Origin of the sequence: Sphingomonas aurantiaca (assembly GCF_003050705.1) — a bacterium.
GTDB lineage: Bacteria > Pseudomonadota > Alphaproteobacteria > Sphingomonadales > Sphingomonadaceae > Sphingomonas > Sphingomonas aurantiaca.
Map to the genome: position 1 here is coordinate 600,603 of NZ_QAOG01000002.1, position 19,305 is coordinate 619,907.

22 protein-coding genes are annotated in these 19,305 nt (G+C 66.7%); 9 read left to right on the forward strand and 13 right to left on the reverse strand.

Going from position 1 to position 19,305, the window contains the following annotated elements; all coding sequences use genetic code 11:
• Positions 1–68 precede the first annotated feature (68 nt).
• Positions 69–608, forward strand: coding sequence for a J domain-containing protein (locus C8J26_RS08230; RefSeq protein ID WP_056417966.1), 540 nt, complete (start codon positions 69–71; stop codon positions 606–608).
• Positions 605–904, forward strand: a complete 300-nt coding sequence (locus C8J26_RS08235; protein ID WP_107957622.1) for a hypothetical protein — start codon at positions 605–607, stop codon at positions 902–904. Before C8J26_RS08230 ends, C8J26_RS08235 begins: the two co-directional genes overlap by 4 nt.
• 51 nt (positions 905–955) lie before the next feature.
• On the opposite strand, the gene C8J26_RS08240 is transcribed toward C8J26_RS08235, so the two are convergent.
• The 9 genes from C8J26_RS08240 to C8J26_RS20425 form a co-directional block, all read right to left on the reverse strand.
• Positions 956–1,363 carry a SufE family protein gene (locus tag C8J26_RS08240; RefSeq protein ID WP_056417969.1) on the reverse strand — a complete coding sequence of 136 codons (408 nt, stop codon included), beginning with the start codon at positions 1,361–1,363 and terminating at the stop codon, positions 956–958.
• Between the two features lie 72 nt (positions 1,364–1,435).
• The gene (locus C8J26_RS08245; protein ID WP_056417972.1) at positions 1,436–1,675 is read right to left on the reverse strand and encodes a hypothetical protein; all 240 of its coding nucleotides are present in this window, start codon (positions 1,673–1,675) and stop codon (positions 1,436–1,438) included.
• A 12-nt stretch (positions 1,676–1,687) separates the two neighbouring features.
• Positions 1,688–1,936: a hypothetical protein gene (locus tag C8J26_RS08250; protein ID WP_107957463.1), complete on the reverse strand. Its 249-nt coding sequence runs from the start codon at positions 1,934–1,936 to the stop codon at positions 1,688–1,690.
• Positions 1,933–2,163, reverse strand: a complete 231-nt coding sequence (locus tag C8J26_RS08255; protein ID WP_407818295.1) for a hypothetical protein — start codon at positions 2,161–2,163, stop codon at positions 1,933–1,935. The genes C8J26_RS08250 and C8J26_RS08255 overlap by 4 nt, the downstream gene beginning before the upstream one ends.
• An 87-nt stretch (positions 2,164–2,250) precedes the next feature.
• On the reverse strand, positions 2,251–2,547 hold the full coding sequence (locus C8J26_RS08260) for a hypothetical protein (RefSeq protein WP_056417981.1): 297 nt from the start codon (positions 2,545–2,547) through the stop codon (positions 2,251–2,253).
• Positions 2,548–2,584: 37 nt separating this feature from the next.
• Positions 2,585–2,968, reverse strand: coding sequence for an envelope stress response membrane protein PspC (gene pspC / locus C8J26_RS08265; RefSeq protein ID WP_107957465.1), 384 nt, complete (start codon positions 2,966–2,968; stop codon positions 2,585–2,587).
• Position 2,969: 1 nt separating this feature from the next.
• Positions 2,970–3,269, reverse strand: coding sequence for an envelope stress response membrane protein PspB (pspB, locus tag C8J26_RS08270; RefSeq protein WP_107957466.1), 300 nt, complete (start codon positions 3,267–3,269; stop codon positions 2,970–2,972).
• 1 nt (position 3,270) lies between these two features.
• The gene (gene pspA, locus C8J26_RS08275) at positions 3,271–3,936 is read right to left on the reverse strand and encodes a phage shock protein PspA (RefSeq protein WP_055878009.1); all 666 of its coding nucleotides are present in this window, start codon (positions 3,934–3,936) and stop codon (positions 3,271–3,273) included.
• A gap of 52 nt (positions 3,937–3,988) precedes the next feature.
• Positions 3,989–4,132, reverse strand: coding sequence for a hypothetical protein (locus C8J26_RS20425; protein WP_165391738.1), 144 nt, complete (start codon positions 4,130–4,132; stop codon positions 3,989–3,991).
• A 172-nt stretch (positions 4,133–4,304) separates the two neighbouring features.
• Here C8J26_RS20425 and pspF point away from each other — a divergent pair, with 172 nt between their 5' ends.
• Positions 4,305–5,345 carry a phage shock protein operon transcriptional activator gene (gene pspF / locus C8J26_RS08280; RefSeq protein ID WP_107957467.1) on the forward strand — a complete coding sequence of 347 codons (1,041 nt, stop codon included), beginning with the start codon at positions 4,305–4,307 and terminating at the stop codon, positions 5,343–5,345.
• 189 nt (positions 5,346–5,534) lie between these two features.
• On the opposite strand, the gene C8J26_RS08285 is transcribed toward pspF, so the two are convergent.
• Positions 5,535–6,743 (reverse strand): cation:proton antiporter, encoded by a 1,209-nt coding sequence (locus C8J26_RS08285; protein ID WP_107957468.1) that lies wholly within the window; start codon positions 6,741–6,743, stop codon positions 5,535–5,537.
• Between the two features lie 239 nt (positions 6,744–6,982).
• Between C8J26_RS08285 and C8J26_RS08290 the strand changes: the two genes are divergently transcribed.
• Entirely contained in the window at positions 6,983–7,903 is a 921-nt protein-coding gene (locus tag C8J26_RS08290; RefSeq protein ID WP_107957469.1) for a right-handed parallel beta-helix repeat-containing protein, read from the forward strand.
• Between the two features lie 49 nt (positions 7,904–7,952).
• Here C8J26_RS08290 and C8J26_RS08295 read toward each other — a convergent pair whose 3' ends face one another.
• On the reverse strand, positions 7,953–9,602 hold the full coding sequence (locus C8J26_RS08295) for an alkaline phosphatase family protein (protein ID WP_107957470.1): 1,650 nt from the start codon (positions 9,600–9,602) through the stop codon (positions 7,953–7,955).
• Between the two features lie 108 nt (positions 9,603–9,710).
• On the opposite strand from C8J26_RS08295, the gene C8J26_RS08300 reads away from it, so the two are divergent.
• The 4 genes from C8J26_RS08300 to C8J26_RS08315 all read left to right on the forward strand — a co-directional run bounded on the left by C8J26_RS08300 (position 9,711) and on the right by C8J26_RS08315 (position 15,149).
• The gene (locus C8J26_RS08300; protein WP_208631347.1) at positions 9,711–11,750 is read left to right on the forward strand and encodes a protein-disulfide reductase DsbD family protein; all 2,040 of its coding nucleotides are present in this window, start codon (positions 9,711–9,713) and stop codon (positions 11,748–11,750) included.
• Between the two features lie 137 nt (positions 11,751–11,887).
• A complete protein-coding gene (locus C8J26_RS08305; protein WP_107957623.1) occupies positions 11,888–13,405 on the forward strand; it encodes a circularly permuted type 2 ATP-grasp protein in 1,518 nt (505 codons plus the stop codon).
• On the forward strand, positions 13,405–14,340 hold the full coding sequence (locus C8J26_RS08310; RefSeq protein ID WP_056418002.1) for an alpha-E domain-containing protein: 936 nt from the start codon (positions 13,405–13,407) through the stop codon (positions 14,338–14,340). Before C8J26_RS08305 ends, C8J26_RS08310 begins: the two co-directional genes overlap by 1 nt.
• Complete coding sequence (locus C8J26_RS08315) at positions 14,340–15,149, forward strand: transglutaminase family protein (protein ID WP_107957472.1); 810 nt, start codon at positions 14,340–14,342, stop codon at positions 15,147–15,149. Before C8J26_RS08310 ends, C8J26_RS08315 begins: the two co-directional genes overlap by 1 nt.
• Positions 15,150–15,206: 57 nt before the next feature.
• Here C8J26_RS08315 and C8J26_RS08320 read toward each other — a convergent pair whose 3' ends face one another.
• Both C8J26_RS08320 and C8J26_RS08325 read right to left on the reverse strand, forming a co-directional pair.
• Complete coding sequence (locus C8J26_RS08320) at positions 15,207–15,983, reverse strand: arginyltransferase (RefSeq protein WP_107957473.1); 777 nt, start codon at positions 15,981–15,983, stop codon at positions 15,207–15,209.
• A gap of 130 nt (positions 15,984–16,113) precedes the next feature.
• Positions 16,114–17,373, reverse strand: a complete 1,260-nt coding sequence (locus tag C8J26_RS08325) for a threonine ammonia-lyase (protein ID WP_056418011.1) — start codon at positions 17,371–17,373, stop codon at positions 16,114–16,116.
• Positions 17,374–17,612: 239 nt separating this feature from the next.
• Here C8J26_RS08325 and C8J26_RS08330 point away from each other — a divergent pair, with 239 nt between their 5' ends.
• Positions 17,613–19,295: an amidohydrolase gene (locus C8J26_RS08330; protein ID WP_107957474.1), complete on the forward strand. Its 1,683-nt coding sequence runs from the start codon at positions 17,613–17,615 to the stop codon at positions 19,293–19,295.
• Positions 19,296–19,305 lie beyond the last annotated feature (10 nt).

Below are 19,305 nucleotides of genomic sequence, written 5' to 3' on the forward strand. Positions count from 1 at the left end.
GCGGGAGTTTGGGTCGCTATGACGGCATGCGGTTGCGTTGTCCGTGCGGACCCCTATCTCGGGCCGCTATGGCGAGAAGCACGACACGATCTTCCGACTGGGGTTTTCCACGCTGGCGCGCCTATGGGGCGAGCACGGAGGCGGTGACGGTCCGGCTGTGCGACCGGCATGGCTGCAACGAGCCGGGCAACTGCCCCGCGCCGAAATCGCCCAACAGCCCGGACCGCTGGTATTTCTGCATGAACCATGCGGGCGAATATAATCGCGGCTGGAATTACTTCGAAGGCTTGAGCGCGGAGGAAGCCGCCGAGCGCGAGGCTGCTGAGACGCGGACCGCCGACGGCTATGCCGATCCGAAGCATTATGCCTGGGCGGGCTCGGGTGACGGCAGCCGCTCGCGCGACGAGATGCGCGCGCTGGAAGTGCTGCAGCTCGAGCCCGACGCCACGTTCGAGGACGTCCGCGCGGCCTGGCGGCGGATGGCCAAGGCGAACCATCCCGATGTGCGGCCCGGCGACAAGGACGCGGCGACGCGGTTCCAGGGCGTGCAGGCGGCGTATGAAGTGCTGCGTGCGGCCGAAGACGCGCGGACGTGGAAGCCGGCATGATCCGCGTCCTCGCCAGCCGGTGGCAGGGAAGCGTGCTGGTCTGCGGCAAATGCTCGAAGAAGCTCGGCGGCGGGTTCGGCGAGAAGGGGCGCACGCCGCTCGCCAAGATGCTGCGCGCGGTGCTTGGGCTGAAGAAGGGCAGGAAAGCCGGGCGCGGTGTGGTCGAGGTAAAGTGCCTCGGCATCTGCCCGAAGAACGCCGTGGTGACGCTCGACGGCGCGCGCCCCGATCGGTGGCTGCTCGTTCCGGCAGGCGCGGATGCGAGCGAGGTCGTCGCGACCCTTACCGAACGCTAGCGTGCCCTGACCCTCGCCCCAAGGGGAGAGGGTGAGGGCACGGTTTTCGCGTTAAGCGGCGTAGCGCTCCGCGGTTTCTCGGATGAGCGCGATCATGTTCGGGATGCCTTGCGTCCGGTTCGAGCTCAGCTGCTTGCTCAGGTCGAACGGTTCGAGTTCCGCCTTGATGTCGGTCGCGACGATCGCGCCTGGCGCCTGATCCTGGACCGTCAGCAACACCAGCGCGATTATCCCCTTGGTGATCGCGGCATTCGAGTCCGCGAGGAAATGCAGTCGGCCGTCGTCGGTCGTGGTCGGATATACCCACACCGACGCCGAACAACCGCGCACCAACGTCGCATCGGTCTTGAGCGCATCGGGCATCGGTTCCAGCTCGCGGCCCAGATCGATCAGCAGGCGATAGCGATCGTCGGGTTCGAGGAAGTCATATTCCTCGCGGATGTCGGTGAGAGTGGCCATGGCGCGGATCGGTAGCGGGTCGAAGGTGGCGCTTCAACAAGATGTTCCCCCGCAAAGGCGGGGGGAGGGGCCTCAGAGATCGACCCCGGCGGCGATCGCCTCGAGCTTCTTGATGCGCTCCTTCAAGTCCGCGATCTCGATCCGCGATCCGGTCGACACCGCGACGGGCATGCGCCCATCCTGCGCGTGGTCCAGTTCCATGCGCCGCAGCGAGAGCCAGCCGCGCCATCCGGCCAATCCGGCGCCGACGATCATCGCCAGGCCCGCAAGGCTCGCCAGTGCGAGCGTGATATAGACGTTGGGTTCGATCATGTCCGCCTCCTCTTAGCGGTCGCGAAGCCGCTCGATCTCTCGGTCGAGATCGACGCTCTTGTGGTTGTCGGTGATCACGCGCTCCAGCACCTGGATGCGCTCCTTCATCTGTTTCACTTCGTCGCGAAGCCGTGCCGCCTCGGGATCGTTCACCAGCGAGACGCCCGCGCCGCGCCGGGCGCTTCTATGACGCGCCTTGAAGAGGCTGGTGACCATCACGATCAGGACGATCATCACGACCATCACCTGTCCACCATTCATGATCTCATCTCCTGTGTCGTCTTGGTTCCGTTGCGCGGGCGATCGTCGCGAAGCAGTTCGATCTCGTCCGACAGTTCGATCCCGCGGTCGGTGACGATCCGTTCAAGGACGCGCATGCGCTGTTCGAGACGTTCCGTGTGAGCAGCATATTGCGCCGCCTTTTCCGCGGTTTGCGCATTCAGCGCGGTGGCCATCGTTTCCTTGTGCCGCAGCCAGCCCTTGAACATCTCGCTGCCGATACCGAGCGTGACTGGCACGCCGACACAGACAATGGCGAGCATGAAAACCGTGAATCCATCCATGACCGATGTTCCTCAGCGATTGCGGAGCGCTTCGATCTCGCGGGCGGTACGCTCGGCGGGATCGGTGGCGATGCGTTCGAGGACCGCGATCCGTTCCTCGAGCCGGGAGACCTGACCGGCCAGGCGCTCATTTTCGTTCGCGAGCAGAGCGACCTTGCGGTTTCCGTCGGGATCGCCGGGGTGAGTCTTGCCGCTCCATTCGTCCTCCAGCGCATAGCCATGCTTTGCGCGGATCCATGTGTTGATCACCCATCCGATCGTCGAGATCGCGATGATCGCGAGCACGAATCCAGGTCCACCCCATCCCATCTCACTTCTCCTTGAACCCCTGTTCCGGGGGTGCGTCTCAGCGCAGGCTGTCGATCTCTGCCGCGAGGCTGTTGCTTGAGCGGCTGGTGTAATGCGTCTCGATGTCGGCGAGGCGGCGGTCGATGTCGCGGAACTTGCTGCGGACCTCGGCGGTCGAGCGCTTAGGGTTCGAGCGGACGCCCTGCCAGAACTTCGCGTCGTCGGGCGTCTCGTACAGCCCGATCGGCTTGGCGTGGCCCATCCAGGCGACCATCCAATAGGCCAGCAGCGTCCAGGGGAAGCCCCCGGCGAGCGTCAGCACGACCATCGCGACACGGACGAAGAGCACGTCGACGCCGGTGTAATCGGCGATCCCGGCGCAGACGCCCTTCCACTTGGCATTCTGCTTATCGAGATAAAACTGGGTGCGGCTGCCGGACATTTCAGTTCCTCCGATCCATGGGGCGGTCAGGCGTGCGGTCGGACTGGCGGTCCGACAGATACGGCGATGGCGTGGTGCCGAGTCCCGGCTTCCAGTCGGGATTGTCGGCGGCGATGATGCGTTCGACGGTCATGACGCGGTCTTCGAGACGGCGAGCGAGCGCCTGCATCTCGTCGAGCAGCTTCTCGTCTTCGACGGTGATCCGCGGCGCCTGCTTCCACTTGGTGATGTAATGCAGGATTACCCACGGCAGCCCGATGAACAGGACGGCGCAGACCAGAACGGGGGTCAGATCATCCATCTCAATCGTCCTTCTTCATGCGCGCCTTGAGCGCGGCGAGCTGGGCATCGACCTTGTCGTTGCTGCGCAGTTCGGCGATTTCCTCTTCGAGCGTTTTGACGACGCCGAGCCCCATCGCGTCCGCGCGGCCTTCGGCCTCGTCGACGCGGCGGTCGAGGATGTCGAAGCGGCTGAACGCCTCGTGCGTCTTCGGGCCGTTGTACATCTCGCGGAGGCGAGTGCGATTGTTCGCGCTCTCGAGCCGCGTCTGCACCGCGTTCTGCTTGGTGCGCGCCTCGCGCAGCTTGGTCTGCAGCTTGGCGATGTCCTCTTCGGACGCGCGCAGCGCATCGTCGAGCACGCCGACTTCGGCCTTAAGCTGCTCGGCCATGTCGAACGCCTTCTGGCGCTCGACCAGCGCGGCCTTGGCGAGGTCCTCGCGGTCCTTGCTCAATGCCAGCTCGGCCTTCTCGGTCCAGTTATCCTGAAGCTGTTCGAGCTTCGAGATATGGCGGCGCATCTCCTTCTGGTCGGCAATGGTGCGCGCGGCGGAGGCGCGAACCTCGACCAGCGTCTCCTCCATTTCGAGGATGATCATGCGGATCATCTTCGACGGGTCCTCGGCCTTCTCGATGAGATCGGCGAAGTTGGCGGCGACGATGTCGCGGGTGCGGGAAAAGATGCCCATGTAATTCCTACTCCAGGGGTCGGCCCGACGCTCTTGCGAGTCCGTCGGGGTCTTATGCCACAATCGCGGTGTGTACCGCGACAGGCGCTGCGGTGGTTGCCGTGGCCGGGCCGACTGCGCCGAGCACGCAGGTCGTGCTGAAGACGATGGTGCAGAGGACGGCGGCGACGGTGCGGGCGATGTCGGTCTTGATCATGGTGGGTCCCCTTTAAGGATGGTCGTTTCCGCGGTTTGGCGGGTTGCCTGAACCATTGCATCTTGCGTGCCAGTTTTGAAAACGGCGCAATTGCAAGGCTTTGCGCGAAAGTGCCGCCGCGTGTTTCGCCGGGAGCTTGCCAAGAGTTGGGAATTCGCGCCACATCTTCGCCATGGAGCGAACCACACAGGTCATCGGCGAGTCCGGCACGTTCATGGCGGCGCTCGAACGCGCGTCGCGCGCCGCTGCGCTCGACCGCCCGGTGCTGGTGATCGGCGAGCGTGGCACCGGCAAGGAACTGGTCGCCGAGCGTCTCCACCGGCTGTCGCCGAGGTGGGATCAGCCTTTGGTCATCATGAACTGCGCGGCGCTGCCCGAGACGCTGATCGAGGCGGAATTGTTCGGGCATGAGGCGGGCGCGTTCACCGGCGCGACCAAGGCACGCACGGGGCGGTTCGAGGAGGCGGATGGCGGCACGCTGTTCCTCGACGAGCTCGGCACGCTGTCGATGGCGGCGCAGGACCGGCTGTTGCGCGCGGTCGAATATGGCGAGATCACGCGGATCGGATCGTCGCGGCCGATGCGCGTCGATGTGCGGATCGTCGCGGCGACCAACGAGCATCTGCCCGACAAGGTCGACCGGCACGAGTTTCGCGCCGATCTGCTCGACCGGCTGTCGTTCGAGGTGGTGACGTTGCCACCGCTCAGGGCGCGGTCGGGTGACGTCGTCGTGCTCGCCGAGCATTTCGGGCGGCGGATGGCGTCCGAGCTTGGGCGTGAGCGCTGGGAGGGGTTCGGCCCGGCGGCTATGGATGCGCTGGTCGCGCATCGTTGGCCGGGCAACGTCCGCGAATTGCGCAACGTCGTCGAGCGCGCGGTGTATCGCTGGGAGCAGGCAGGCCCGATCGACGCGATCGAGATCGATCCGTTCCAGTCGCCGCACCGGCCCGGGGCGACGACGGCGCCGAAGCCGCCGGCGGTGGCGGCGTCGCGACCGGCCGAAGCGGACGACGGCGATGATCCGGTGGTGGCGTGCGAAGAGGGGCCGTCGGACTTCAAGTCGCGCGTATCGCGGTTCGAACGTGATCTGCTAGCAAGGGCGCTGGCGGAGCACCGGTTCAACCAGCGCGCCACCGCGGACGCGCTGGGGTTGAGCTACGACCAGCTTCGCCACGCCCTGAAACGCCACGACCTGCTCAACGCGGGGGGGTGAAGCGATCGTCCCCCGGCCGGGGGAGGTGGCGCCGATTGCGACGGAGGGGGAGGACACGGCGCCGATGTTTCACATGCCGCCCCGTCCCACCTCCGTCATCCTGACGAAAGTCAGGACCCAGAGCAAAGCAGGGCGGCGTTCGTAACCCTGGGTCCTGACTTTCGTCAGGATGACGATGGGGGGTGGGCGTCAGCCGCTCTTCCGCACCAACCCCGCCAGTTTCTTCAACTTCGGCGCCACCATCGGCACGGTCAGCATCGTGCTTGCGAGCGCCATCAGCAGCAGCGCTGTGAACGTCTCGTTGGTGATGATCTTCTTGTCGAGCAGGATATTGACGAAGATGATCATGATGAGCGCCTTGGTCTGGAGCAGCCAGCCGATCGCCGAGGCCTCGCCCGGCCGCCACTTCAGGATGCGCCCGGCGGCGTGAACCCCCGCGAGCTTGCCGCCGACCGACGCCAGTAGTAGCAGCGCCGCCGCGCCGAACACCGCGAACCCGCCGACCGCCCACTGCGTCTTCAGCCCGGTCGACAGGAAGAATACCGGCATCACCGCGAGCAGCACGAGGTGGCGGAACTGGTCCATCCTCGCCGTCGTGAACCATTTGGAATCGAGCACCGCGCCCGACAGGAACGCGCCGACCATGAAGTGCAGCCCCGCCCAGTCCGCTGCGAACCCGCAGCCGGCAAGCCAGATCAGGCTGACATACCAGCGGTCGCGCTCTTCGATCTTCGCCATGAGCTTGCGCACCAGCAGCGTCGCGATCGCGAACCCGACGAGGAAGCCGCCCTGTCGGCCGACTCGCTCCCAGTCGAGCAGGATCAGCGCCAGCACGCCCCAGATCGCGATGTCGTCGAGGCTCGCATAGCGCAGGATGCGCTGGCCGATCGGTTCGCGGAGGATCTCGAGCTTCTCGAGGAACAGCACGAGGATTGGCAACGCGGTGACCGCGCAGGCCATGCCGATGCCCAGCACCACCTGCCACGTCGCGCCCGACGGGCCTGCCCAGCCGGGGTAGCGCAGCATCATCACCGCGGCGATGCTGCCGGTGACGAGCGGTACCGCGAGCGCGAGCCCAGCGGTCACGCCGGTCTCGCCGCGGCGTTTCCACGCCTCGCCCAGGTCGAGCTCGATGCCCGCGACCCAGACGAACATCATCACCGCCCACCAGGCGATGCCGTTCAGCGAGCCCAACGTCGCCGGGGTGAAGATCGTCGCATAATAATCGGGATAGGCCGCGCCGAGCACGCCCGGCCCCAGCAGGATGCCGCCGAAGATCTGCACCACCACCAGCGGCGCCCAATAATCGGTCCGCCCGAGCCGCCACACCAGATACGGCACGGTAAAGATGATGAGTAGCGCGAGGAGGAAAACCTCCGTCGGCGTCATGGCGTGCATGCAGATCCCCCGGCACCGATCGGTTCCCCCCGCCGGCTTTGTGTCGGTCACGTTGATATTCTGCCGCGCGCGCGGGGGCAATATGCGCGCGTGGTTGCAGAACCGTCCCCGGACCGGTCTTGTGGATGCCTCAATTCGGGACAGGCAGGCGAAGCCTCGATGGATCGGCTCGCCGAACGGCGGCGTTCCATGCGATTGAACGCGCGGCGTTGCTGGCGCCGGAGGAAGAGGATGTTCGGATGAAACGATCGGTAATCGCGCTCGCGCTGTTCGCTGCCCCCGCCTTTGCGCAGGCGTCGGCGCCGTTCACGGTGAACGGGCAGGGGTTCGCGACGTTGCAGGAGGCGGTGTCGTCGATCCGCATGGGCACCGCGACGATCCTGATCGCGCCCGGCACCTACCGGCAATGCGCGGTGCAGGCGGGGGGACACATCACCTTCAAGGCGGTCCAGCCGGGCACCGCGATCTTCGAGGGCGTCGCGTGTGAGGACAAGGCGGCGCTGGTCCTGCGTGGACAGGGCTCGGTCGTCGATGGCCTCGTTTTCCGCGGCTACCGGGTGTCCGACGGCAATGGCGCGGGCATCCGTACCGAGATGGGCGACCTGACCGTCACCAATGCGATGTTCCTGAACAGCCAGGAAGGGATCCTCGGCGGCGAGCCGATCGGCCAGACGATCCGGATCGATCGTTCGACCTTTTCGGGGCTCGGCCAGTGCGACGAGTCGCCGAGTTGCTCGCATGCGATCTATCTGGCGAACAAGGGCAGCGTGACGATCACCCATTCGCGGTTCGAGCGCGGGACGGGAGGCCATTACGTCAAGCTGCGCGTGCCGACCGTGACGATCACCGACAATAGCTTCGACGATACGGCGGGCGCCAAGACCAACTACATGATCGACTTGCCCGAAGGCGCCACCGGGCTGATCGCGCGCAACACCTTCGTGCAGGGGAAGCAGAAGGAGAACCACACCGGGCTGATCGTCGTCGCCGCGGAGGCCAAGACGTATCGCTCGACCGGATTGCGCGTCGAGGACAATGACGCGCGGTTGTCGCCGGGGGATGCGAGCAGCCCGGCCTTCCTCGCCGATTACAGCCACGACCGGCTGGCACTGGGGACGAACCGGTTGGGGCCTGGGTTGCGCGCGTTCGAGACGCGCTGAGCGAGCCACTAATCCTCCCCTCGGCGGGGGAGGATCGGTGGCTAAACGGTCACCCGCCGGTCGCGCACGTGCTCGCCGCACCCGGATCGAGATCGAGGCATCGCCCGTCCAGACCCGACACCGGCAACCCGATCGTCGCGGCCAAGGTCGGCACGATGTCGACCGTCTCGACCGATAGTGGCTGCTCGAACCCGGTCATCCCCTTGCGCCAGAACAGGATCGGTACGCGGCGATCGTAATCCCAGGGCGACCCGTGCGTCTCGACATAGCCGCCCGCGGGCGACACGATCGTCGTCACCCGCGGCTTGAGCAGGACCACCATCTGCCCCGAGCGCCCCGGATAGAACGACGCGCGCGCGCGCTCGATCAGCGTCCACGTCTCGGGCGGAGTCTTGGCCATCGGCGTCGCCATGATCTCGGCGGCCGAATACGCCCCCGCGATCTGCGGCAGCGCACGGTAGCGGCGGAGCGCCTCGGCGAGCACCTTGGCCTGCGTCTTCGCCGGCAGCGTATCGTCGATATAGACGTCGCCCTCGGTGCCGAGCAGCACGCTGCCCTTCAGCCCCAGATCGCCGGCGATGGCGGTGCCGACCTGCTTGGCCAGCACGTTCTCGTCCATATGCGCCTCCATCGGCATCGCGCGCTGCTGCTGGCGCTCGGTCGCGTCGTGCGCGCCGTGATCCGCGGTCAGCACGACCTCGTAATCGACGCCGGTCTCATCCATCACGGCGAAGAAATCGCCGAGCGTCTTGTCGAGCTGCGCCATCTGGATGCACATCTCGGACCCCTGCGTGCCGTAGGTATGGCCGATATAATCGGTCGCCGATGCACCGATATCGATGATGTCGGTCTGCGGCCCCTTGCCGAGCTTCATGTCCTGCACCAGCGCCGCCGCCATCGCGAACACCGCCGCATCGGACGCCGGCGACACGCGGAAGCCCTTGGCGTCACCCGCCTCGCGCTCGAACCGGCCCTGGCCGTACGTCTTGCCTGCGATCACGATCGGATGGTTCACCGCCGCGCAATAGCCGGGCAGCGGTAGTGCCTTTTGCGGCAGGGCGATCAGTCCGGCGACCGCATCGCGCGTGCGCTGCACCGCAGGCGGCACTGCGCGGCCCGCATAGGAGACATAGGTCTTGCCGTCCCACCACCAGAGCTCGTCGACCTTATGGCCGCCCATCATCACCGCCGCGCGATCCTTGCCCGCGACCGACACCGAGCGGGTCCGCGGATCGCGCGCCTTCATCATCTCGCCGAGCGTCGGCACCTTCAGGTGCATGTCGGACACGGTGTAGCTCTCGTGTGTGCTGCCGGTGACGCGCTCGTCCTCGGAGCAATAGACGATCTTGTCGGGCCGCCCGGCGCGCTGGTCGACCCAGTTGTTGGCGATGATCCCGGTATGCGCGGGCCGCATGCCGGTCAGGATCGTCGAATGGCCGGGGCACGTCTCGGTCGCGGCATGGCTCTGGTAGCCGCTCGGGAACACCGCGCCGTTTAGCAGGCGGGTGAAGCCACCGGTATAATGGTTGCGATATTGCTGGAACAGGTCGGCGGCGAACTGGTCGACCGAGATCGCGACGATCAGCTTCGGCGGCGTCGTCGGGGTCGCGGTGGGGGCAGGCGCGGGGCTGGGCGGCGCCGTCTGGGCGGAGACCGAAGCGGCTGAGGTCAGCAGCAGCGCGGCGATAAGTGCTTTCACGAACAGTCCTTTACCAAGCTGACGCCAGCGATCCGGCGCGTCGCTTTGAAGTGCAATACGACAAGGTCACCGCTATGGCTTTGCGCGATGAACGAAACAAGGATGGCCATGCGCAGTTTACGTTGCGTCCTGATGACGGTCTTGCTGGCCATGTGCGGCTTCGCGAGCGGTCCTGCGCTCGCGGAATCGCTCAACGGATCGAGCCAGCACCTGATGATGACGCTGGTCGCCGAAAGCGATCACCCGAAGGCCGGCGCACCGCTGACGATCGCGCTTGCGACCACGCCTGAAAAGGGCTGGCATGGCTATTGGCGCAACCCCGGCGATGCGGGCTTTCCGGCGACGTTCGACTGGACGCTGCCGGCGGGCGCGAAGGCGGGCGACGCCGAATGGCCGGTGCCGACGACGCTGCTGATCGCGGGGCTGATGAACTATGTCTACGAAGCGCCGTACGCGCCGCTCGTGACGATCCAGGTTCCGGCCGGGCTGGCGGCAGGCACGAAATTCCCGATCCGGCTGAAGACGAGCTATCTCGTCTGCTCGGCGACGATCTGCGTGCCCGAGGAGAAGGCTCTGTCGCTCGACCTGACGATCGGTGATGGTGCGCCGTCGCAGGCGGCGGCGTTCGCGGGCTGGCGGCAGGCGATCCCGAAGCCGCTCGACGCGGGGGCGACCTATGCGGCGGGCAACGGGACGATGCGGATCGCGGTGCCGTTCCCGGCGGGCGCGAAGGCCGACAAGGCGTATTTCTTCCCCGTCACCACGGGCATGATCGAAAACGGCGCCGCGCAAAGCGTCACGCGCGACGGCGATCGGCTGACGATCACGACGAAGGTCGCGGCGAACGCCAAGACCGGTGGACCGATCGAGGGCGTGCTGCGGATCGGCAACGGGCAGGGCCTCGGCGTCAAGGCCGTGCCGGGCGCGGTGGCCGACACCGGTGAACCCGCGGCATCCGGCGAGAGCGTCTGGCTCACCGCGCTGATCGCGTTTGCGGGCGCGGTGCTCGGCGGGCTGATCCTCAACATCATGCCTTGCGTGTTCCCGATCCTGAGCCTCAAGGCGCTCAGTCTCGCGCGCGGCGGTGCGAGCGAGAAGGACGCACGCGGTGAGGCGCTGGCCTATACCGCGGGGGTCGTGCTGGTCTGCCTCGGTCTCGGCGCCGCGATCTTGGCGCTGCGTGCAGGCGGCTCGGCGGTCGGCTGGGCGTTCCAGTTGCAGCATCCCGCGGCGATCGTCGCCCTGCTCCTGCTGAGCGCAGCGATCGCGTTCAACCTCGCCGGACTGTTCGAGGTGCCGACGCCGCGCTTTGCCGGGGAGAGCGGGGCGAGCGGTGCGTTCGCGACGGGCGCGCTCGCGGCGTTCATCGCCACGCCGTGCACCGGGCCGTTCATGGGCGCGGCGCTCGGTGCGGCGCTGGTGCTGCCATGGCCGGCGGCGCTCGCCGTGTTCGGCGGGCTCGGGATCGGCTTGTCGCTGCCGTTCCTCGCGATCGGGTTCATCCCGTCGTGGCGGCGCTGGTTGCCCAAGCCCGGCGTCTGGATGGAGACGTTCCGCCACATCCTGTCGGTGCCGATGTTCCTGACCGCGATCGCGCTCGGCTGGGTGCTGGGGCGGCAGACCGGGGCGGATACGCTGACGCTTGCGCTGATCGCGGTGCTGGCGGTCGGCGTGGTGCTCTGGATTGGCGGGTCGCGCCAACGCAAGGGCAAGGCGTTCGGTATCGTCACGCAGATCCTGTTGCTGGCGGTGTTCGTCGGCAGCGCGGTGGTGATCGCGCGTGCGCCGCCGGTGTCCGCCAAGGTCGCGACCGCGGGCGACGAATCGTTTACCGAGGCCAGGCTCGCGTCGCTGCGCGCCGAGAAGCGCCCGGTGTTCGTGTACTTTACCGCCGACTGGTGCCTGACGTGCAAGGTCAATGAGAAGGCGGCGATCGACACCGCCGGCGTGCGCGATGCGTTCGCCAAGCACAAGGTCGCAGCGCTCATCGGCGACTGGACCGATGGCGACCCTGTGATGGGCCGCTTCATCCAGGCGCACAACCGCGCCGGCGTGCCGCTGTATCTCTACTACGCGCCCGGTGCCGCCGAGCCGACCGTCCTGCCGCAGGTCCTGACGCCGGGTCTGCTCGAAGGGCTGGGGGCCTGAGTCTGCGCGCTCCGTCATCCCGACTTTCGTCAGGGTGACGGAAAATGCGGGATGATTGACCGTATTCGAACCTTGTGCAGCGCAACGATGCGTTGCAGCATGGAACCGCAACGCTTGATGGGGAATTGACCGTTTCGATGGGGAAACAAGCGTTCGACGAGATCATGGGCACGCCGGGCGATACGACCGCGCGGCCCGAACTGGCGGCTCTCGGCACATGGATCGAGGATACGCCCGACGCCGAGCTGCGTCGCCGGCAGGAAGCGGCCGAGACGACGTTCCGCCAGCTCGGCATCACCTTTGCGGTCTATGGCGAGAACGAGGCAGCCGAGCGGATCATCCCGTTCGACATCGTGCCACGCGTGTTCCTGCATGACGAATGGACGCGGCTCTCCGAAGGATTGGTACAGCGGGTCGAGGCGATCAATGCGTTCCTCGACGATATCTATGGCGAGCGTCGCATCCTGAAGGAGGGGATCCTTCCCGAGGACCTCGTGCTCGGCAACGCGCAGTTCCGCCCCGAGATCGCCGGCATCCGCCCGCCACACGGGGTATGGGCGCATATCTGCGGGATCGATCTGGTCCGCACCGGTCCCGACGACTTCTTCGTCCTCGAGGACAATGCCCGCACGCCGTCTGGCGTCAGCTACATGCTGGAGAACCGCGAGGCGATGCTGCGGCTGTGCCCCGAGCTCTTCCGCGAGTTTCGCGTGGCGGCGGTGGACAGCTATCCCGATCTGCTGCTCGAAACGATGAAGTCGGTCGCGCCGCACGGTACGGGGGCGAACCCGACCTGCGTGCTGCTGACTCCCGGGCATTATAATTCGGCCTATTACGAGCATAGCTTCCTCGCCGATTCGATGGGGATCGAACTCGTCGAGGCCGCCGATCTGGTCGTGGACGACGACATCGTCTGGATGCGGACGATCGCGGGGCGCGTGAAGGTCGACGTGATCTATCGCCGGATCGACGACGACTATCTCGACCCGCTCGTGTTCCGGCCCGATTCCGCGCTAGGCGTCCCCGGGCTGATCGCGGCATATGCGGCCGGCAACGTCGCGATCATGAACGCGCCGGGCAATGGCATCGCCGACGACAAGGCGATCTACAGCTACATGCCCGACATCGTAAAGTTCTACTCGGGCGGCGAGTGCAAGCTGCGCAACGTCGAGACCTGGCGCTGCCGTGAACCGCAGGCCCTGAAGTACGTCCTCGACAATCTGGAGGACGTCGTCGTGAAGCTGGTCGATGGTTCGGGTGGCTACGGGATGCTGGTGGGACCGACTGCGTCGAAGCAGGAAATCGAGAATTTCCGCGCCGCGCTGATCGCCGAACCGCATCGTTACATCGCGCAGCCGACGCTCGCGCTGTCGACCGTGCCGACGATGGCGGATGGCGGCCTCAGTCCGCGCCACGTCGATTTCCGGCCGTTCGTGCTGACCGGGTCGAAGGGCGTGAAGGTGGTTCCCGGCGGGCTGACCCGCGTGGCGCTCAAGGAAGGATCACTGGTGGTCAATTCCAGCCAGGGCGGGGGCACGAAGGACAGCTTCGTGCTGATGGCCGATCAGACGCAACGGATGAGGCCGGGTGGGATGACGCAGACGATGGGCGGCATGTCGCAGAGCCTGAGCGCGCAGACTGACGGGGCCGCCTGATGCTCTCGCGTACCGCATCGTCGCTCTATTGGCTGGGCCGCTATTTCGAGCGCGCGGATTTCATCGCGCGGCTGGTCGAAGCCACCGTCCGTCTGGACGTGCTGTCGTCGCAACCCGCGGGCGAGGCGGCGTGGGCGTCTGCGCTCGCCGTCACCGAGACGGAGGAGCCGTTTGCGACGCTCGGCGGCAATCTCAGCCAGACCGAGGTCGTGCGTTTCCTCACGCTTGATTCAAGCCATCCCGGTTCGATCGTCCGCTGCGTCGACATGGCGCGCAACAACGCCAAGGCGGTCCGAACTGCGCTGACCCGCGAGGCGTGGACCGCGATCAATCGTGCGTGGCTATTGTTCGAGAACCGGACGACGCCGCGCAGCACGACCGACCAGATGAACCTCGTCGAGGCGGTGAAGACCGAGACGCGCGGGTTCGAGGGTGCGGTGCACCGGATGCTGCGCAACCAGACGACGTGGTTCATTAGGCTTGGCCAGTCGGTCGAGCGGGCGGACAACACCGCAAGGCTGCTCGACGTCAAATATCATATCCTCCTGCCCGAGGGCGAGCGGCTCGGCGGCGCGATCGATCGCGACCAGTGGACGACGATCCTGCAGACCGTGTCCGCGGTGACCGCCTATCGCTGGCTGTATAATGACGGCTTGCGTCCCGCCGACGTGATCGACCTGTTGCTCGCACGCGCGGAGCTGCCGCGCAGCCTCGCGGCGTCGGTCGAGGAGACGGTCGACGTGCTCAACCTGCTCGCGAAACGCACGGGCAACCACGGGGAGGCGGACAGGATGGCACGGATGCGGGCAAGCCGGATGACCAAGACCCGGTCGGGGGAGGTCATTGCCTCCGGCCTGCACCAGTATCTGCAGGCCTTTATCGCCGAGAACGCGCTGCTCCACGGCGCGATCGGCCGTCAGTTCAAGTTCCAATAATGCGGCTGTCGATCGATCATCACACGATCTACCGCTTCACCCAGCCGCAGGGCCGGCTGGTGCAGATGCTCCGGCTGACTCCGGAAAACTCGCATGACCAGACGGTGGCGTCGTGGCGGATCGACGTCGATTGCGACGCGCGGTTGCGGCCGGGCCGCGACGGTTTCGGTAACGCCGTGACGATGCTCTACGCCGAAGGACCGGTCGACGGGATCGAGATCACGGTGAAGGGCGAGGTGTTGACCAGTCACTCGGACGGCGTCCTGCACGGCGTCCATGAGACCTTGCCGCCGGCGCTGTTCCTCCGGTGGACCGAGGCTACCACGCATGACGCCGATATCGCTGCGTTCGCGGCTGATTCGGCGGCGGGCGCACGCGATCGGATCGGCGCGTTGCACCGGCTCAATCGCGCGCTCCACGAGCGCTTCGTGTTCGATGCAGGGCGTCCGGAGCCGGGGCTGACGGCGGCGGCGGCGTTTCGCAAGGACAGCGCGACGCCGCGCGACATGGCGCAGATGTTCGCGGTCGCGGCACGCTCGCTCGGCGCGCCTGCGCGCTATGTGTCGGGCTATCATCACAATGACGCCGCGGTCGTGCATCTGCCGACCCCGCATGGCTGGGCGGAGGCCTATGTCGACGGTCTGGGCTGGGTCGGGTTCGATCCCTGCACGGGCATGTCGCCCGAGGAGCATTATGTGCGCGTGGCGATGGCGCTAGACGCTGCCGGCGCAGCACCGGTCGCCGGGTCACGTCTTGGCGAAGGTGGCGAGGAACTCGACGTCGACGTCGTCGTCCAGCGCGAGGATTGAGCGCGCAAGAAGAGGTAATGCAGCTAGCGTCCCCCTTCCTGACGAACGGGACGCTGGTTAGGCGAGCACGCCCGAGCGCGCAGGCGGCGTGACCAGATCGGCATCCTGCAAGCGCCGCCAGCCCGCGGGCCCCAGCACCTCGAGCGGCCGGTACCGCGTCTTATATTCCATGCGCGGCGAGCCCTTCACCCAATAGCCCAGATAGACATAGGGCAGCCCGGCATCGCGCGCGCGCAGGATATGGTCGAGGATGATGAAATTGCCGAGCCCCGTCCGGCTCTCGTCGTCGGCGGCGAAGAAGCTGTAGACCATCGACAGTCCGTCCGCCTGACGATCGGTCAGGCATGCGCCGATCAATCGCCCCTGCGCGCCGTTCTCGCCCGGCTCGCGATATTCGACGATCAGCGAGTTGACCGGCGAATGCTCGATCATGTCCGCGTAATCGTCTTCGTCCATGCCGGCCATGCCGCCGCCCGGATGGCGCGTCCCGAGATAGCGCCGCAGCAGCTGGAACTGCTCGTCGGTCGCCCAGGGCTTGCACGCCGTGACCTCGATATCGCCGTGCCGCCGCAGCAGCTTGCGCTGCGTCGCGTTCGGAACGAACTCACCCGAGACGATCCGGACCGACACGCAGGCGGTGCACCCTGCGCAGGACGGGCGATACGCCACACCCTGGCTGCGGCGGAAGCCGATCCGCCCGAGCGCATCGTTCAGCTCGCCGGCATGCGGCCCGGTCAGCTCGGTGAACACCTTGCGTTCCTGCCGGCCCGGCAGATACGGGCACGGGGACGGGCTCGTGACGAAGAAGCGCGGAAAACGAAAGGGCGCAGTCACCGAAGCCGATGTCCTTCAGACAGACGCGAGAATCCGCGGATCACGCTCTATGCGCGCGTCCGGCAAAGCTGAAAAGCGGGTTTACCACGATTATGAGTTAACGGGGTAAGCCGCTTTAACGGCGTCGCAATTACGCCAGTTCGACGGTCGAGGTCTCATAGCCGCTGGCGCGCAACGCACCCACCAGCCGATCGAGATGCGCGCGGTCGCGGGTCTCGCATTCGATGTCGGTGATGAGGCCCTTTGCCGGCAGCGTCGTGAAGACGCGCTGGTGGTAGATCTCGATGATGTTGACGCGTTCCTGATCGAAGATCCGCGCGACGTGGAACAGCGCGCCGGGCTTGTCCTGCAACCGGATGCGTAGCCGTGCAAGCCGCCCCGACCGCGCGAGGTCGCGCAGCAGCACGTTGGCGAGCAGGCGCGTGTCGATATTGCCGCCGCACAGCACGATGCCGACGGTCCGGCCCGCAAACCGTCCGGGATGCGACAGCAGCGCGGCAAGCCCGGCGGCGCCGGCGCCCTCGACCACGGTCTTCTCGATCTGGAGCAGCAGGCTGACCGATTCCTCCAGGCTCCGCTCGCTCACCAGCACGATTTCGTCGACCAGTTCGGCGACCATCTTCGAGGTGATCGCGCCAGGTTCCTTGACCGCGATGCCCTCCGCCAGCGTGTCGCCCGCGCACGGCATGTCGGTGCCGTTGATGCGGTTGAACATCGACGGGAACAGTTCGGCCTGCACGCCGACGATCTCGATCGGGTGGCCACCGGGCTCGCGGCTGGCGGCGTGCGCGACCGTCGACATGCCCGAGATCAGCCCGCCGCCGCCGATCGGGATGACGAGCGTGTCGATCTCCGGCACGTCCTCGAGCATCTCGACCGCCACGGTGCCCTGGCCGGCGATGACGCGCGGATCGTCGAACGGATGGACGAAGGTAAAGCCGCACTCGCCCTCGAGGATGCGGGCATGCGCATAGGCCGCGTCGAACGTCTCGCCGTGGAGCACGACGTTGGCGCCGTGGCCCTCGGTCTGCATCACCTTCACGGTCGGCGTGTTGACCGGCATCACGATCGTCGCCGGGATGCCGAGACGGTTGGCGTGATAGGCGAGGCCCTGCGCGTGATTGCCCGCGGACGCCGCGATCACGCCCTTCGCGCAAGCCTCGGGCGACAGCTGCAACAGTGTGTTGAGCGCGCCGCGCTCCTTGTACGCCGCGGTGAACTGAAGATTCTCGAACTTCAGATACACCGTCGCGCCGGTCATCTGGCTCAGCGTCTTGCTGATCAGCGTCGGCGTGCGGACGATCGAGGCGCGGATCCGGTCGTGCGCGACACGGACGTCGTCGATCGAGACGGGGAGGGTGGGTGCCGCTACGGCAGCGTGGGTAGCCATGTCCGACCCGCTAGACCATCTGGCGCAAGGGGGGAACACCGCTTATGCGCGGGACCAATGGCAAAATCGGTTTTCGACACAGCGCGCGTACAGCATACCTTGCGGGCGACGTCGTCGGCGCGTTCCGCGCGTTCCGCGCGCGTATCGTGGGGCACGAATGCCAAGGCTTTGGTATCGGGGCGAAAGTCCCGGGAATATTGCCGGCCGACGAGTGATCATGCGTGGAGAGTGGCGAAGTGATGCGTTTTCTTGTGTCTGCGGCGGTCGTCGCGCTCGCCACGTCCCCGGCCATGGCCGACGGTATCGTCGATAACGTCAACGGTATCACGGTCGCGGACGGTGGCCGGGTGATCCATTTCAAGGCGATCCTGATCGACAAGGACGGCCGGGTCACGCGACTCGTTCCCCCGGGCGAGGAGGCGCCGAAGCTGAGCCGCAAGGAATTGAAGAAGAACGCGGGCAAGCCGCTCTATGACTGGCGGATCGACATGGGCGGGAAGACCGTGCTGCCCGGCTTCGTCGATGCGCACGGGCATGTGATCGAGATGGGCTTCGGCGCGCTGTCGCTCGACCTGTCGATGACCAAGTCGCTCGACGAGGCCAAGTCGCGCATCGCCGCGTACATCGCCGGCAATCCCGATCGCAAGTGGGTGATCGGGCGCGGCTGGAACCAGGAGGCGTGGGGGCTGGGTCGCTTCCCGACCGCGGCGGATCTCGATTCGGTCTCGGGCGGGCACCCGATCTGGCTGTCGCGCGCCGATGGGCATGCCGGCTGGGCGAACCGCGAGGCGATGCGCGAGGCCGGGGTCACCGCGTCGACCGTCTCGCCCGCGGGCGGACGCATCGAGAAGACCGGCGGCGCGCCCGCGGGCGTGTTCGTCGATGGCGCGCAGGCGTTGATCGAGAAGGTCGTGCCGCAGCCGCTGCCCAAGGAGCGCGATGCCGCGTTCCTGACCGCGCAGAGCATCCTGCTCCGCTACGGCGTCACCGCGGTGGCGGACATGGGCACGACGCTCGACGACTGGCTCACCTATCGGCGGATGGCGGATATCGGCGGGCTTCGCGTCCGCATCATGAGCTATGCGATGGGCGTCGAGACCGCGAGCCGGATCGGCGGCAAGGGGCCGACGCCTTGGCTGTATAACGATCGCCTGCGAATGGGGGGCGTGAAGCTCTATGCCGACGGTGCGCTGGGGTCGCGTGGCGCGTGGTTGCTCAAGCCCTATGCCGACGCGCCCGGGCAGTCCGGCCTCGGCTTCCTCACCGACGACCAGCTCCAGAACCAGATGAGCCGGGCGGCGATGGACGGCTATCAGGTCGCGGTCCACGCGATCGGCGACAAGGCCAACCAGATGGTGCTCGACGCGATCCAGGTGGAGAGCGAAACCTATACGGGCGATCGACGCTGGCGGATCGAGCATGCGCAGGTGGTCGATCCGAGCGACCTGCCGCGATTCGGCAAATTCGGCACGATCGCATCGATGCAGCCGACTCACGCGACCAGCGACCGGACGATGGCGGAGGCCAGGCTCGGACCGACCCGGCTGGCGGGCGCCTATGCCTGGAAATCGATGCTGACCAATGGCGCCAAGCTCGCCTTCGGCACCGACTTCCCGGTCGAGAAGCCCGATCCGTTCGCGACCTGGGCCGCGGCGTTCACGCGTACCGATGCCGATGGCCAGCCACAGGGCGGGTGGCAGCCGCAGGAAATCGTCACGCGCGAACAGGCGTGGTGGGCGATGACGGGGGCTGCGGCCTATGCCGGGTTTGCCGAGAAGCAGTTCGGTGCGCTTGCCCCCGGCCAGCGCGCGGATTTCATCATCGTCGACCGCGATCCGACGACGGCCTCGCCGACCGACCTGCGCGCAACCGTGGTGCAGGAAACGTGGATCGGCGGCGAGAAGGTGTGGGTGCGCAAGTAACCGCGATCCC